Origin of the sequence: Ochrobactrum sp. MYb379, assembly GCF_037479515.1 — a bacterium.
Lineage (GTDB): Bacteria > Pseudomonadota > Alphaproteobacteria > Rhizobiales > Rhizobiaceae > Brucella.
Genome location: NZ_JBBGYW010000003.1, coordinates 114639 through 130395 on the forward strand (window position 1 = coordinate 114639; position 15757 = coordinate 130395).

The following is a 15757-nucleotide window of genomic DNA, read 5'->3' on the forward strand; positions in this document are numbered from 1 at the left end:
GGTTCTGTCCTGCATTCATTTCAGGCATATCATAGTGCATGCGAGATGGACGAAGCCCATGATTATTGGCATGTTGCAGTTTAAAATGGAACGTACCGCCCATTCTGGGAATAGAGCCAACCTACACCATGTCTTTGTCAGCCGATATCGGAGAGGAGATAATGAACTTAATTGAAATAGCAACGAAACTGCGAATTTCATATACGGATCACCCATAATAACCTCATTCCGAGTTAATATTATGAATTTTCCATCCTGAATTCATTACATTTCAAATCGTTCATCCAAATACTTATTCAATTCAAAAACTATCGTTACTATTAAACTCGACTTGAGGACAAATTAAATGGGATATTTAATACATAAAAACAAATTAAAATCGGCGAACCCAATAAAACTTTTTCACCCAAAATTTCCTGAATTGCCACAAACCCCATATGAAAAAGAGAAGAAATACGATTAGACTCCTGTCGCTAATTTCGGACTTAAACCATTCGAGAATAAGATTAATCGCTGTGATTGGCATAAATAAGAAAAAAAGCAGGCCCCACTTAAAATGTTTGATATTCTGCCTGCGAGATGCTCCGCACCCTGTGCAAACAAAAAAGCCTTGTCGAATATGGGTTCCACAAAACGGGCAAATCAATATCAGTCACTCCTCTTTTGGGGGTCAGAAGAGTGATATGAGCACTAAATATTAGTGTCTATTACAAGTTATATTGAGGGTATTGGAATGCTCGCCATTTAACCGAGCACGGGCGATGACAAATAGTCGTTGTCGGCTGCTTCATAAATATCACGCTTCGCAAAGGCAGCGGCCAGATCATCGGTCTTGAGTGAGATTCGAATGTGTTCGCCACGAGCATCAAAAGCGGCGACCTCACGAGGCACACGACGCTTATAAAAGTAGTTTCCGTTACGCTGCTGGAGGTGTCTATCGGGACGTTTGTCTTCGCGTTTTCGTGACATTTTAACTCGCTCCTAGGCTGCGCGTGTGGCGCAAAATGTGGAGCGAAATGTGGCTCAAAAATCGAGCACAGCACAATCGCAATTTCTTGTATTGCTGTTTTATGTAATGAAATCAATTACTTAGGAGATTTTAGATGGTACGGACGGGTGGATTCGAACCACCGACCTCAGGAGCCACAATCCTGCGCTCTAACCAACTGAGCTACGACCGCGTACCTAAATCTCAACGAACTATCTTTCGATTTCCGCTGATAGGGGGTCACATACGGAGAATCGATCAGCATTGCAAGTCATAATAACGATCTTTTTTGAAGATATCCCCGTTTGTTAGCTGGAAAGCTTCAATCGTTAAAATTCTACGCAATCCGGTTACCAAGTTTTATGCATGGTTGTGCATAAACAAGGATTATTTACCGAGACATAAAATTGGCTTACCTACATTAACTAATGAAATAGAAAATCAGGCCCATATCTAACGCGAATATAGACCACACCTCGTAAGAAGCTTATTAAAGAGCTATTAATTGGCACTTTGAGTGACAACGAGAACAGTTAAAGGACCGGTATGTCAGTATCATACCCCTTCATTGATATAGCCGCGCTGGACAACATCCGCGAAGGCTTTGCCAGAGGCGATGCGCAGCTGGTGCTGACGCGCGACCTATCGACTGTCCTTTGGATCAATGGTTCCGGTGCCAAACTCTTCGGCTTTGAACGTATCCAAGACATTATTGGCGGCCAACTCGAACTGCCCATTGCAACGCGCCGCCAAATCGCTGGTGCCAGCAGTGAAACGGGTATCGCACCACGCGTCGTCTCTGTGCGTCTCAATTCTGGACTTCGTTCTGAAATTATACGTCTAAACATTTCGCATCTCACAATGCCCGACGGCGTTGAAGCGCTCTTGCTTGCATCAGAACAAAAAGGTAGCACGCCAGACGCGATTATTGCCGGTCTCGACGATGAGACTACACATGTGGCACTAATTGACGATAAGGCCCAGTTGATTGCTACAAGCGAGCGCTTTGCAGCGCTCGATATTTCCGTTTCAACACTTGAAGACCTGATGATAGAAACGCGCGATGCAGCCGAGGGGGTTGTAAAGCGCCGCATTCGTGCTGGAAAAAACTCAGTTCCCGGCGCAATTGCCAAGCTCCGCGACAATCCTGCGCTACATCTCATCTGTGTTGTAGGGAAAGCGGAAACCGCGATCAAAACGGATGCGCGCGCAACAACAGCAATCGTTAAAGATGAGACACAGGCCGAAAAGCCCACTGCGCCGAAAAACTTTGTTTTTGACGCTGAGGGACCGCCTGCTCGATTCATCTGGAAAGTAGATGCAGAGGGAACCTTTACCGAAGTTTCGCCTGAACTCGGCAACATTATCGGGCAAAACGCAGCAGATGTTGTTGGTCGACGCTTTGCGGAAGTGGCTAATGTTTTCGGCTTCGACACCGATGGCAGCATCAGCGCACTCTTACAACAGCGCGACACATGGTCTGGCAAGAAGCTGCTTTGGCCCGTTGAAGGCACAAGCTTGCGCGTGCCGGTAGAACTTGCAGCACTGCCCGTCTATTCGCGTGATCGTGAATTTATCGGATTCCGTGGCTTTGGCCTTGTCCGCCCAGAAGACGCAGAGCAAGACCCCGAAACAATTGGTACAGTCCTCGCAGGCGGAACCCCAGCAAAGCGAGAAGCGGCACCGACTATTCAAGAAATGCTTAGCGCCGATGATGAAGACGACATTCTGGCCCTTTCAGAAGAAGTGGCCAATGATGATCGCCCAGAAGCACCGCACCTGCAAACAGACGCACCCACGCTTCCATTCGAGCTAACGCCCAATCCCGGTCGTCGCGAGTCTGATAAGGTTATCGAACTGCTCAATGCCGCAGCCCGCGGAAAAGTAGAAGCGGACCAGAGCAAACAGCAAAAAGGCAAAGAGCAACGCCCGGAAGGTGGTTTAACCACAACAGAACGCAATGCGTTTCGCGAAATTGCAGATCGGCTGCGGAAGCAAGGACTGGCAAACTCGCGTCAAGAAAAAGATGCTTTGTCGGAAGACGTCACGCTTACGCCACCCGCAGCAGAGCGCGTTGCGCCTGTAGCGCTTGTATCGGAAAGCACATCCGTTGCGGGTAAGACGTCCACGCCTGCAATACCTGCGAAACAACAGCTTGCTGACGAAACCGCACTACTCGCCAATCTTCCTATCCCCGTTATCATTCATTCGGGCGATGTAATCCATTACGTCAATCAGTCTCTTTTGGACCTGACTGGCTATGCAGCGCTTGCAGAAATCCAACGGGCCGGCGGCCTTGCGGCGTTATTCAATAGTGACCGTAGTGACGACGAGACAGCGGTCGGCATGGTCCTACGTCGTGCCGATGGCAGCGAAGAACCTGTAGAAGCGCATCTGAATGCGATTAGCTGGCGAGATGGTCGTGCTTTGATGCTGAGCCTTATGCCCATGCCAAATGCTCCCGCTGTCACCTTGTCCGAGAATGCAAATAGCACAGAAACGCGCGAACTTCAGGGGCACATCGAAGAACTCAGAACTATTCTTGATACGGCCACAGATGGCGTCGTGCTCATTGACACTGATGGGCGTATGCGGTCCATGAACCATTCCGCAGCCGCTTTGTTCGGCTATGATCAGGCGGATACCGAAGGCAAGTTCTTCTCGATGCTCTTTGCCATCGAAAGCCAGCGCGCAGCGATGGATTATCTCCATGGCCTTTCCGACAATGGTGTTCTCAGTGTTCTCAATGATGGACGTGAAGTCATTGGCCGTGAAGCACAAGGCGGCTTCATTCCTCTTTTCATGACCATTGGAAAACTGCCCCATACCAATGGCTTTTGTGCCGTTCTGCGCGACATCACACAGTGGAAACGCACAGAAGAAGAACTGACAAATGCCCGCAAGGAAGCGGAACGCGCATCCAATCAGAAGACAGAATTTCTCGCCCGTATTAGTCACGAAATTCGTACACCGCTGAATGCGATCATCGGTTTTTCTGAACTCATGTCGGACGAAAAATTTGGTCCGATTGGCAATGAGCGCTATCGTGATTATCTGCGCGACATTAACCGTTCTGGCAATCACGTTCTGGCGTTGGTCAACGATCTGCTCGATATCTCCAAGATTGAGGCAGGCGGCGTTGACATGCAGTTCGAAGCCGTTTCACTCAACGACGCGATTGGCGAAGCAATTGCCCTCATGCAACCGCAGGCCAATCGTGAACGCGTGATTATCCGTTCCAGCTTCCAATCCAACCTGCCGGATATTGTTGCAGATGCGCGTTCGATCAAGCAGGTCGCACTGAATTTGCTTTCCAATGCAGTGCGTTTTACTGCGACGGCTGGACAGGTGATTGTATCGACGAATTACGAATTAAACGGTGATGTCGTCATGCGTGTGCGCGACACCGGCATAGGCATGACCAAGGCTGAAATTGAGCAAGCGCTCAAGCCGTTCCGTCAGGTTAACACCATGCAGCGCCGTCAAACTGAAAGTGCAAAAGACTGGCGCAATGAAGGCACAGGGCTTGGGCTTCCGCTGACAAAAGCAATGGTTGAAGCTAATCGTGCTCAGTTTACAATTGATTCGACACCCGGTCAGGGAACAGTCGTTGAAATTGTCTTCCCCCCGACACGTGTGCTGGCTGACTAATTTCAAATAAATAAAAGCCCTCCCTTCAGAGGGCTTTTTGATTGAAAAGCGCCGACAAAAGCCAGCGCACAAGTTTCACAGACAAAGAGACGCCAAAGCAATCATAGATCAGAGCCGGAAATGGCTCGATCCTTACTCCGTGTTGCATTCTTTATCGTGCCACGCCGATTGATCGTGCGTGAAATTTGGACGTTCAAATTCACACATTAGAAACTCGAGAAAAATCAGGGTTAATTTCTTAGAAACAATTGTTTAACCATATGCAGGAATCAGCATAGGCGGCTTTGCTTTGCCACAGTGCTGGGTTAGATTACGGAATATGTCTCACTGATAGGATGGTTGATGCGCTGGCCCCGATTTATGCGCCTTATTATTGCGGTCATCATTCTTGGTGCAGCAGCAGTGGCTACCCTGCTCGCGGTCATACCTTTTATCGTCTCAACCGATGCGATCCGGATTCGCGTTGCGCAGGAAATCAGTGCTTGGACTGGCTATAGCGTCGAACTGCGTGAAGCACCACGTTTGCGCGTGTTCCCAGTTCTGCGTGCGTCGCTTGATGGCGTGACGCTGAGCAAACTGTCCGATCAGGGTGCAAAGCCCTTTATGAGCGCCAATCGCATTGAAATTGAGCTTTCTCCGCTTGATGCTATTATGGGGCGACTGTCATTTTCCGAAACGCAAATTGTCCGGCCACATTTTAACATCGGTGGACCGGTTGATAATTTTGCAGAGCTTCTGGATGCAATTGCAAGTTCGAATGGCAGGTTGGGGACAGCGATCCGCGCGCAACGTGCCTTGCAGCAGAACGGTGCGAATGACAAAACTCTTGCCACACAGCAAGCATCTCAGCCGTTTGGTCGCGTTGTTCTTCGTGACGGAACGATTTCGTTCAATGATCCAGATTCGCAGGAAGAGCCCAAAGACGATCAGCAGATCACCAAGCTGAATGCCACGCTTGAATGGCCGCGCACCTCAAGCGCCGCAACGCTGCGCGGCAGCGCATTGTGGCGCGGTGAAAATACGCAATTCAGCCTGACAGCGGCACAAGCGTTGCCGCTTCTTGCAGGCGGCACATCCGATGTAACGGCGAGTTTCACATCGACGCCTCTCAACATCACATTTGAGGGCAAAGCCAATATTTCCAATGATCGTTTCTTTGAAGGCGCGTTGAGCGCCAAGACGCCTTCATTAAGCAACTCCCTGCGCTGGCTGGCCCTACCACCTGTTGCGGGAAGCACCGAAATTGGAGCCTTTTCTCTTGATTCCACAATCACTTCGACACCGCGTCGCCTGAAGTTCGACAATGTCGAAATGACCACGGACGAAAGTCCGGCAAAAGGCGTGATTGAAGTTGGCTTTGAACAGGATACGCCCGCAATCACCGGAACGCTGGCCTTTGAAAAGCTCAATCTGCGCCGCCTTTTTTCGATCTTCGTGCCTTTGCCTGAAAACCAGCCACGTTCGCCCAGCGAACGTGATCTGAACGAACGCGATATCATCAATACAAGTTTTATAGACCGATCGGAGCTTGACCTTCGCCTTTCTGCACAAACCGCCACAGCGGGGCCCGTCTCTATGACCGGCGTCGCAGCAGCCGTTCAGATCAGAGGCGGTCGGGCGATGTTTGATATTGGCGATGCCAAGGCCTTTAACGGCATTCTTCAGGCCAATCTTCAGATTGTGCGTGACCTGAAAACAGCGACTGGCGAGTTACGCTTTAATGCTTCCGACATTGATAGCTCACAACTGTTTGCAGCGCTCGGTTTCGACAAACCGTTCGTGAATGGCAAAGGCAATGTCTCGCTGTTCATGAAGGCTCCTGCAAATCGCTGGTCTGGCTTGCTCAACAATGCCCAGGGCAATGTTTCAGTACAGCTGAACAATGGTCAAATGCAGGGCTTTTCGGTTCAGGATTTTCTGACAAAGGCAGAAAGTCAGGGCTTCTTCGCGCTGGAGCGACAGGAGAATGTTTCGCTCGCTTTCAACCGCCTTGATATGAAAGCAAACCTTTCCGATGGTGTTGCATCATTGGAAAATGCGACGCTTATAACATCGCAAGGCACACTCAATCTTGCTGGCATTGTGCCATTTGTTGACCGCAGCCTCGCGCTGAGTGGCGAAGTTATCTTCCCCAACAGCCAGCCCCAACAGCAGCAAGAAAATACAAACGGCCAGCAGGCGCAACCTTCGCCAACAAAACCGCCACTGCATTTCTTTGTTGGCGGTTCGTGGGATCGACCCTTCATTTCCCCATCAACGATGGGAAGCGGAACAGCGCAGTAAGCTGCGCCGTTCCTTTTTCGTTTAACCCATACGGAACGCTGCTTGTTCGTCGCGACGGCGCTGTACTTCGCGGCGCTTGTTTACGACTGACGCGATGATCACACCCGTCGTCACTACAGCGATCAAGATGGTGCAAACCGCATTGATTTCCGGTGTCACACCAAGCCGCACCTGCGAGTAGATTTTCATTGGCAGCGTGGTTGCGCCCGGACCCGAAGTGAAGCTTGCGATCACCAAATCATCCAGCGAAAGGGTGAAGGCGAGCATCCAGCCAGAAACAACAGCGGGCAGGATGACCGGCAGGGTAATCTTCATAAAAGTGGTCACAGGTGGGGCACCGAGATCCATTGCCGCCTCTTCCAGAGAACGATCAAAGCTCACCAGACGCGACTGCACAACCACGGCCACAAAACACATTGAGAATGTGATATGGGCAAGCGTTACCGTCCAGAAACCACGGTCAAAGTTCATCGCCACGAACAAAAGCAGCAGCGAAAGGCCGGTAATGACGTCTGGCATAACCAATGGCGCATAGACCATGCCAGAAAACAAGATACGTCCGCGAAACCGTGTGTAACGCGTCAATGCCAATGCTGCCAGCGTGCCTAGCAGGGTCGCAATCGTGGCGGACAAAAGCCCGACCCGGATTGTCACCCATGCTGCATCCATCAGCGCCTGATTGCGGAAAAGTTCGCCATACCACTTCGTCGAGAACCCAGCCCAGACAGTCACCAGGCGGGATTCGTTGAATGAATAGATCACCAGCAAAACGATTGGCAGATAGAGAAACGCAAAGCCGAGTGCGACTGATGCGATGTTAAAACGGGACCAGTTGTTCTGCATCTTATTTCCCCTTCTCCTGCTGGCGCGCCTGCACCTGCTGGAAAATCACAATCGGCACGATCAACAAGAGCAGCAGAACCACTGCCACCGCTGACGAAACCGGCCAGTCGCGATTGGAGAAGAACTCACTCCAGATTGTTTTACCGATCATCAATGTCTGCGATCCGCCCAAAAGATCAGGGATCACGAACTCACCAACAGCCGGAATGAATACGAGGAAGCAACCTGCCACAACACCCGCGAGCGACAATGGGAAAGTGATTTTCCAGAATGCCGAGAACGCTGTGCAGCCAAGATCCTGTGCCGCTTCGATTAGGGAATAGTCCATTTTTTCGAGCGCCGAATAAATCGGTAAGATCATGAATGGCAGATAGGAGTAGACGATGCCGATAAACACAGCCGTATCTGTGTTCAGAATATTAAGCGGCGTGTCGATGATATTGAGCCACATCAAGAACTGATTGAGCAGGCCTTCTGGCTTCAAAATGCCAATCCACGCATAAACGCGAATGAGAAACGACGTCCAGAAAGGCAGAATGACCAGCATCAACAACGTGGCGCGAAGGCTCTGCGGCGCACGCGCTATGCCATAGGCCATGGGATAGCCGACGAGTAGCGCAAGAAATGTCGAGATTGCGGCAATTCGTACGCTGGAGAGATAGGCTTTGTAATAAAGCGGATCGTCTACCAACCACAAATAATTATCGAAGGAGAATTGCTTCACCTTCTCCCAGGCAGCAGCAAACCCCTGCGTCACATCAACCGTTGGCTGATATGGCGGAATAGCCATCGTGACTTCGGAAAGTGAAATCTTAAAGACAATGAAAAACGGAACCAGAAAGAACAGCAGCAGCCAAAAATATGGCACCGCGATCACAAGGCGACTGGTTATGGAAGCAATCAGCTTTTGCATGTGCCTCCCCTCCTTAAGCCGTCAGCACCAGACCGGCATCGGTATCAAATGAAACCCATACGCGCTCATCATAGGTCAGCGGATTTTCCGTCCTGCGCACAGCATTCAGGCTCGCAGCCTTTATGGTGCGGCCATTTTCGAGGCGAACATGGAAAACCGTCATATCGCCGAAATAGGCAATATCCCAAAGCTCGCCCTCAACCGCATTGACTGACGTTTCTTCCGGTTTCTCGCGCGTAATGCGTGTTTTTTCAGGACGCACGGCATACCAGACCTTTTGACCAGTATTCAGCTGTTCACGCGTTTCAGTGTGAATATGGAAGCCGAACTTCTCGGTGGCGATTTCCGCCTCACCGTTCGCGGATTTGACCACTTCGCCTTCAATGATATTCACATTTCCGATGAAGTCAGCCACAAATTTGGAACCCGGCGCTTCATATACTTCTGCAGGTGTTGCCACCTGCATAATGCGGCCCTTGTCCATAACGGCAATGCGATCGGACATGGTCATCGCTTCTTCCTGATCGTGAGTAACGACCATGAAGGTGAGGCCAAGCTTAACCTGCAAATCCATCAGTTCGAACTGGGTTTCTTCGCGCAACTTCTTATCTAGCGCGCCAAGCGGTTCATCGAGCAGCAACACCTTCGGACGTTTAGCAACAGCACGAGCCAACGCCACACGTTGCCGCTGACCACCGGACAGTTGGTGCGGCTTGCGCTTGCCATATTGCTCAAGCTTCACGAGTTTCAACATTTCAGCAACACGCGCGTCGATTTCCGACTTCGCCATACCGTCCTGCTTAAGACCAAAAGCAATGTTCTTCTCAACCGTCATATGCGGGAACAGCGCATAGGACTGAAACATCATGTTGACAGGACGCTTATAAGGAGGAATGCCGCGCATATCCTGACCATCCAGCGTGATACGCCCCGACGTCGGCTCTTCAAAACCTGCCAGCATGCGCATCAGCGTGGTCTTGCCACAACCGGAAGCACCCAAAAGCGAAAAGAATTCTCGATTAAAGACATTGAGCGACAGATTATCAACGGCAGTAAAATCGCCGAAAATCTTCGTTACATTCTCAAATGAAATATAAGGCTTCGCTGCCGGATCATTCCAAGGCGCGAATTTGCGGCGAAAACTGCCAAAAGATTCCATTCCGTTCCCCTATCGCTCTATCAGGAACCTGACATTCACAGGCAGAGCCTGCCATTAAGGTATATTTTAAGACGTAGAGCGGCCCTCCTGTATGAACAGTGAGCCGCTCTTAATTTCAACGCTTAACGCGCCGGTTAGAGTACAGATCCGATTTCATCAGATTTGTACTCTAATTGTTTGTTTTAACGCGCATCTTATCCGAAAACCGTTTCACACTTTTCAGGATACGCTTTAATCAAGCCGTCTTACGATTTAACTATTACTGGCCTGTGACAATCTTGGTCCAGGCGCGTGTAACGTAGCGCTGTGTTTTCTGATCATAAGGCGTTGGTACAAAGAGCTTTTTGAGCACTTCTTCGCTTGGATAGATTTCTGGATCGTCCAGAATTTCCTTGTCGATGAATTCCTGCGAAGCCTTGTTGCCGTTAGCATAGAAAACAAAATTCGATGCCTTGGCAGCAACTTCCGGACGCATGATATAATTCATGAATTCAAGCGCTTCTGGCACATGCTTTGAATCAGCAGGGATCGCCATCTGGTCAAACCACATCAGCGCGCCTTCCTTCGGGATCGAATAACCGATCTCTACGCCCTGATTGGCTTTCTCTGCACGATCACGCGCCTGAAAGATATCGCCCGAATAGCCAATTGCCATGCAGATGTCGCCGTTTGCAAGCGCATTGATATATTCCGACGAATGGAATTTGCGGATATTTGGGCGGATCTTCAGATAAAGTTCCTGCGCCTTTTCCATATCTTCCGACGATGGAGAATTTGGATCAAGACCGAGATAGTTCAGAGCCGGGCGAAGCATTTCGCTGGATGTATCCAGCAGGTAAATGCCGCAATCCTTTAGCTTTGCCGAGATCTCTGGGTTGTAAAGAACGTCCCACGAGTCAATCTTATCGGTGCCGAGGATTTCTTTGATCTTGGCCTTGTTATAGCCAATGCCAGTGGTGCCCCACATGTAGTTGATGGAGTATTCATTGCCCGGATCATAAGTCGCCGCACGGGTTGAAATTTCGTCCCACATATTCTTGAGGTTCGGCAGCTTGTCTTTATCAAGCTTCAGGAACACGCCTGCCGGAATCTGACGGCCAAGAAATTCGCCGGATGGCACGACAAGATCATAGCCGCTACCGCCAGCAAGAAGCTTGGTTTCAAGAATTTCATTGGAATCATAAACGTCATAGACGACTTTAATTCCGGTTTCCTTGGTGAAGTCCTTGAGGATCGAATCGTCGATATAATCCGACCAGTTATAGATATTGACCACCCGCTCCTGCGCGCTTGCGGGAAATACGGCAGCGCTCACAAGGCCCGAGACCATTGTTGTCGCCAGAAGAAAGGATTTCATCCTCATCGCGTGCTCCATTCTGCACCGTAATTTCCGGTACAGCTTAAGGGTGGGTAAACTGTTTCACTCACTACCTTTTTAGATTGTGCAGCATTCGTCAACCGGCTGATGACAACACGAACATAAAAATTGCGATGCTCACACGTTAAAGCCGCCAAGATTTTGGCTATGACGTGTCGAAAATGGTGGGGTTCGAGAACCGGAGCGGAATGTACTTTTGGGTACATGAGCACCGGAAGCATAGAAACACGCCATTTGCAGACCGTCAGAGCCGGAATATTGCTGTTCTATTGGAAGTCGAAGGCAGAGATTCCCGCCACCATTTCATCAAGTCCTAATGGACGCGTCAGCGGCGGCTCGGCACGCGTGATGCATCCCTGTCGTTCACACAATCGACAAGCCGGGCCGATTTCCGTGCTTAGAGAATTAATCGCTCCGTAGATTGTGTCACGACCTGCATCAAGCGAACAGCCAAGAAGAATGGCGGTGCGCCGCGGGCGCTCGTTGAAAGCGCCTTGCGGACCTTCAAGCGTTCGGGCGATTGTTAGAAAAGCGGACCCATCGGGCAATTCGGCTGGCTCCACAAGTACCTGCCCCGCTTGAGTAAACGCCGCATAGACCGGCAGTTTGGGACATTGCCCGCCAAATCGCACGGGAAATCCTTCCGCACCTGCCATGCGCAAGCGATTGCCTGCATGGTCAATTTCCATCAGAAAAAACGGCAAAGCAGCATTACCTTGTCGTTGAAGCGTTGTGAGCCGGTTCGCCGCCTGCTGAAACGACACGCCAAAGCGCGAACGCAACACGTCAACATCATAACGCGCCCGCACAGCTGCATCGCGAAACTGGCGATAGGGCATCATCGAAGCCTGCGCCGCATAACGCGCAAGTTCAAAACGCGCTATGCGCTTCGCTTCACTCGACGAGAGTTTCAAGGCTTCCGTTTCGGCGCCGATCATCACCTGCATACGGATAAGCGCTGCTTCCATGGCTATCTCTTGTAACTGATCAAAGGGCGACAGTCGCTCCGAGATAAACAGCCGCTGCGAATGGCGGTCGTACCGTCTGCGCCAGTTGGGCATGGTCGCAACAGGCAATGTGCGCACGGTAATGCCATGCTCGCGCCGCAGCCATTCCTTCAGCGCAGCCGACAAATCGCCTTCGGGTTTCAACAAGGCATAAAAGCTCTCTGCCTCTTCCTCGATACGCGGATAATGATTGGGCCTTCGCGCCATGACGTCGCGCACTTCATCGAGCGGCAAACGCGTTGCGGAAAGCTGCGCATCGCTGCCCTCATGCGAAAGCAATTGCGACAGATCCGAAAGGCGTTGCTGTTGCTCACGATAGGCGCGGTAAAGTTTAACGATACCGCTTGCCGCGTTGGGCGCCCCCTCGCCGATTTCCACCAGCTCCTGATCACCCGGCAACTCACCTGTCAAAAGCGGATCGGAAAACACTTCCTTGAGGCCCGCCACCGTTGTTCCGCTCTCAGCCTGAAGACCATCGAGATCAAGCTTGTAGACGCTGGCAAGCTTTAACAAGAGCTGCACCGTCAGCGGGCGCTGACTGCGTTCAATAAGATTGAGATAGGACGGCGAAATGCCAAGCGCTTCTGCCATGGCTGTCTGCGTCAGACTCCGCTCATTGCGGATACGCCTGATGCGTGGACCAGCAAATATCTTGCGTTCGCTCATCAGGTCCTCCCAAACCAACAGTGATGAGTTTTACAACTCGTGACAAAATAGCTGCAAAGCCGAGCATTGACAATATTTACAAATTTACAGATTGCCGCAGTCAATTTTCAGACAGCATGACTTCAATTATCAGGCCATTTTACTGCTTTTTCTGGCTGTTCAAGTTCCACAATTGTAAATCTAGTCACAGAAAGAGCGGCGACAATCTGCTCTTCCAGAACCTGATTAAAGTGTGAGGAGACACCGAAATGACAGATTTTTACAGCCTTATCCCTTCGGCACCCAAAGGTCGCTTTGACGGCATTCAGCGTGCGCATACAGCCGAAGATGTGAAAAGGCTGCGCGGTTCGGTGGAGATCAAGTATTCGCTGGCCGAGATGGGTGCAAGCCGTCTGTGGAAGCTGATCCACGAGGAAGATTTCGTCAACGCACTTGGCGCGCTTTCCGGCAATCAAGCGATGCAGATGGTTCGCGCAGGTTTGAAAGCGATCTATCTCTCCGGTTGGCAAGTTGCAGCGGATGCGAACACGGCATCAAGCATGTATCCCGACCAGTCGCTTTATCCGGCCAATGCAGCCCCAGAACTCGCCAAGCGCATCAACAAGACATTGCAGCGTGCCGACCAGATTGAAACAGCAGAAGGCAAAGGCCTGTCGGTTGATACGTGGTTTGCGCCAATTGTTGCCGATGCGGAGGCAGGCTTTGGCGGACCGCTCAATGCATTTGAAATCATGAAGGCCTTCATTGAAGCGGGTGCTGCCGGTGTGCATTATGAAGATCAGCTAGCATCTGAAAAGAAGTGCGGACATCTCGGCGGCAAGGTTCTGATCCCAACCGCAGCACATATCCGTAACCTTAACGCGGCACGTCTGGCTGCGGACGTGATGGGAACGGCAACGCTGGTTATCGCGCGTACAGACGCAGAAGCCGCGAAGCTTCTAACCTCGGACATCGACGAGCGCGATCAACCCTTCGTTGATTACGATGCAGGCCGCACAGCGGAAGGCTTCTATCACGTGAAGAACGGCATTGAGCCATGTATTGCGCGTGCGATTGCCTATGCGCCCTATTGTGATCTGATCTGGATGGAAACATCCAAGCCCGACCTCGAACAGGCTCGTCGCTTTGCAGAGGCCGTACATAAGGCGCATCCCGGCAAGAAGCTCGCCTATAACTGCTCGCCGTCGTTCAACTGGAAGAAGAACCTCGACGACGCAACGATTGCCAAGTTCCAGCGTGAGCTTGGGGCGATGGGCTACAAGTTCCAGTTCATCACGCTGGCCGGTTTCCACCAGCTCAACTTCGGCATGTTCGAACTGGCACGCGACTACAAGGATCGTCAGATGGCAGCCTATTCCGAGCTGCAGCAAGCGGAGTTTGCAGCCGAAGTCAACGGCTACACCGCAACCAAACACCAACGCGAAGTCGGCACCGGCTATTTCGATGCCGTATCACTCGCAATCACCGGCGGTCAGTCTTCGACAACCGCTATGAAGGAATCCACTGAAACAGCGCAGTTCCGTCCTGCTGCTGAGTGACGCCCAATACTTGAGAGGAGAATAAAAATGGCTTCGATTGCACGCGTTAAGGAAAGAGCAGAAGAGCAATCAACCTCAATGAGTACTGATCAGCAAAGCGCAATCCGCATGCTGGCCAATGATCTGCATCGTCTCAATCAATCTGTTATGAATGCGGTTGAGGCTGGCGTTTCGGTAGAACTGGTTCGCTCCGCGCGTCATCATGGTGGCGAAGGCAACTGGGGCGATCTGCTGACACCCGTTATCGTTACCCGAAACCCATGATTTGCTAAAAACCGTATATTAGAACTTGATATACCAGTTCATCCATGTTGGACTGGCTCAACTGACCTCCCCGGCTGGCCCTGCCAGTCGGGTTCTTTTTTACATAAGCAGGTAATCTTTTGGCTGCGGCAGGTCTGGCAAATCCGTTTCACCCAATGCTTCACGCAGATTGATCTCAATCGTATCGGCAATCGCGCCAATTGGCAGGTCATTGGGCAGCGTACCAAATGGCTCTTCGAGTTCATCGCCCAGCGCATCAAGACCAAAGAAGGTGTAAGCGACCAGCGTCGTCGCAAAAGGCGTTCCCCAGCCGAGCATATCTGCAAATCCAAACGGAATGAAAAAACAAAACAGATGAGCGGTGCGGTGCAAGAGAAGCGTATAGCCAAATGGCACCGGCGTAAAACGCAACCGTTCAGACGCGGCCTGCACCTCCGAAAGACCGTTCACCGACGCATTCAGCGTCTGAAAATCAATCGCATCAATGCGCCCGGCACCACGCAATTCCGCGAGCATCACGCCAATCTTGCGCAAGATAAAATCAGGTCCGTTTCGGCTAGCTGCAAAGGCTTTTTGTTCATCAAGCGTCAGCCACTTGTGCGCTTTTGCTTGTCCGTCACCCGGACGTAAATGCGGAACCATCGATTGCGTAAAAGCGATTGTATAGTGAAGCAGCTTTTCACGGGCGCCTTCCATTCCCGCCAACTGATCAAGAACCAGCGTCGCGCGTGCAAAACCGCGTGTGACATAAACAAGTTTGCCAAAGACTTTACGCGCTTCCCACCAGCGGTCGTAGCAGGCGTTGTTGCGGAAGCCCAAAAAGATCGAAAGCGCTATACCCAGCAGCGCGAAGGCTGTGCCATTATTGAATGCTGGAACCCAGCCGGGAAAGGCGCGATGCGCCCATACAACGACCATCGACAACACGAAAACCGCAAATATCTGCGGCAATATCCGCGTGATAATCGATCCTTTGAGGATAAAAAATAGTTTCCACAAAGGCGGGCGCGGGCGAACGATCATTACACTTGTCCAGAAGACGATTAGAGCGTCGTGCGCCTTATGAG

At 51.0% G+C, this 15757-nt stretch carries 11 protein-coding genes and 1 tRNA gene; 4 read left to right on the plus strand and 8 right to left on the minus strand.

The window, feature by feature from the left end:
* Window positions 1–744: 744 nt before the first annotated feature.
* On the minus strand, window positions 745–969 hold the full coding sequence (locus tag WH356_RS07780) for a DUF6538 domain-containing protein (protein ID WP_339509624.1): 225 nt from the start codon (window positions 967–969) through the stop codon (window positions 745–747).
* A gap of 135 nt (window positions 970–1104) precedes the next feature.
* Window positions 1105–1181: transfer RNA gene (locus WH356_RS07785), tRNA-His, on the minus strand.
* A gap of 353 nt (window positions 1182–1534) precedes the next feature.
* Here WH356_RS07785 and WH356_RS07790 point away from each other — a divergent pair.
* Both WH356_RS07790 and WH356_RS07795 read left to right on the plus strand, forming a co-directional pair.
* The gene (locus WH356_RS07790; RefSeq protein WP_339509625.1) at window positions 1535–4639 is read left to right on the plus strand and encodes a PAS domain S-box protein; all 3105 of its coding nucleotides are present in this window, start codon (window positions 1535–1537) and stop codon (window positions 4637–4639) included.
* Between the two features lie 342 nt (window positions 4640–4981).
* The gene (locus WH356_RS07795; RefSeq protein ID WP_339509626.1) at window positions 4982–6922 is read left to right on the plus strand and encodes an AsmA family protein; all 1941 of its coding nucleotides are present in this window, start codon (window positions 4982–4984) and stop codon (window positions 6920–6922) included.
* 21 nt (window positions 6923–6943) lie between these two features.
* Here WH356_RS07795 and WH356_RS07800 read toward each other — a convergent pair whose 3' ends face one another.
* The 5 genes from WH356_RS07800 to WH356_RS07820 form a co-directional block, all read right to left on the minus strand.
* Window positions 6944–7765, minus strand: coding sequence for an ABC transporter permease (locus WH356_RS07800; protein WP_339509627.1), 822 nt, complete (start codon window positions 7763–7765; stop codon window positions 6944–6946).
* Between the two features lies 1 nt (window position 7766).
* Window positions 7767–8678 (minus strand): ABC transporter permease subunit, encoded by a 912-nt coding sequence (locus WH356_RS07805; protein WP_339509628.1) that lies wholly within the window; start codon window positions 8676–8678, stop codon window positions 7767–7769.
* Window positions 8679–8691: 13 nt separating this feature from the next.
* Complete coding sequence (locus WH356_RS07810) at window positions 8692–9837, minus strand: ABC transporter ATP-binding protein (protein WP_339509629.1); 1146 nt, start codon at window positions 9835–9837, stop codon at window positions 8692–8694.
* A 259-nt stretch (window positions 9838–10096) separates the two neighbouring features.
* Window positions 10097–11200 carry a polyamine ABC transporter substrate-binding protein gene (locus WH356_RS07815; RefSeq protein ID WP_339509630.1) on the minus strand — a complete coding sequence of 368 codons (1104 nt, stop codon included), beginning with the start codon at window positions 11198–11200 and terminating at the stop codon, window positions 10097–10099.
* 281 nt (window positions 11201–11481) lie between these two features.
* The gene (locus WH356_RS07820) at window positions 11482–12888 is read right to left on the minus strand and encodes a helix-turn-helix domain-containing protein (protein WP_339509631.1); all 1407 of its coding nucleotides are present in this window, start codon (window positions 12886–12888) and stop codon (window positions 11482–11484) included.
* A 248-nt stretch (window positions 12889–13136) separates the two neighbouring features.
* On the opposite strand from WH356_RS07820, the gene aceA reads away from it, so the two are divergent.
* On the plus strand, window positions 13137–14426 hold the full coding sequence (gene aceA, locus WH356_RS07825) for an isocitrate lyase (protein WP_339509632.1): 1290 nt from the start codon (window positions 13137–13139) through the stop codon (window positions 14424–14426).
* Window positions 14427–14453: 27 nt separating this feature from the next.
* Window positions 14454–14690, plus strand: a complete 237-nt coding sequence (locus WH356_RS07830) for an SMc00767 family acetate metabolism repressor (protein ID WP_339509633.1) — start codon at window positions 14454–14456, stop codon at window positions 14688–14690.
* Between the two features lie 99 nt (window positions 14691–14789).
* On the opposite strand, the gene WH356_RS07835 is transcribed toward WH356_RS07830, so the two are convergent.
* Window positions 14790–15713 carry a bestrophin family protein gene (locus tag WH356_RS07835; protein ID WP_339509634.1) on the minus strand — a complete coding sequence of 308 codons (924 nt, stop codon included), beginning with the start codon at window positions 15711–15713 and terminating at the stop codon, window positions 14790–14792.
* Between the last annotated feature and the right edge of the window lie 44 nt (window positions 15714–15757).

Coding starts and splice junctions, on each gene's coding strand:
- WH356_RS07805 (WP_339509628.1), bottom strand. CDS start 8,678: ATGCAAAAGCTGATTGCTTCCATAACCAGTCGCCTTGTGATCGCGGTG.
- WH356_RS07810 (WP_339509629.1), bottom strand. CDS start 9,837: ATGGAATCTTTTGGCAGTTTTCGCCGCAAATTCGCGCCTTGGAATGAT.
- WH356_RS07790 (WP_339509625.1), top strand. CDS start 1,535: ATGTCAGTATCATACCCCTTCATTGATATAGCCGCGCTGGACAACATC.
- WH356_RS07815 (WP_339509630.1), bottom strand. CDS start 11,200: ATGAGGATGAAATCCTTTCTTCTGGCGACAACAATGGTCTCGGGCCTT.
- WH356_RS07780 (WP_339509624.1), bottom strand. CDS start 969: ATGTCACGAAAACGCGAAGACAAACGTCCCGATAGACACCTCCAGCAG.
- WH356_RS07800 (WP_339509627.1), bottom strand. CDS start 7,765: ATGCAGAACAACTGGTCCCGTTTTAACATCGCATCAGTCGCACTCGGC.
- WH356_RS07820 (WP_339509631.1), bottom strand. CDS start 12,888: ATGAGCGAACGCAAGATATTTGCTGGTCCACGCATCAGGCGTATCCGC.
- aceA (WP_339509632.1), top strand. CDS start 13,137: ATGACAGATTTTTACAGCCTTATCCCTTCGGCACCCAAAGGTCGCTTT.
- WH356_RS07830 (WP_339509633.1), top strand. CDS start 14,454: ATGGCTTCGATTGCACGCGTTAAGGAAAGAGCAGAAGAGCAATCAACC.
- WH356_RS07835 (WP_339509634.1), bottom strand. CDS start 15,713: ATGATCGTTCGCCCGCGCCCGCCTTTGTGGAAACTATTTTTTATCCTC.
- WH356_RS07795 (WP_339509626.1), top strand. CDS start 4,982: ATGCGCTGGCCCCGATTTATGCGCCTTATTATTGCGGTCATCATTCTT.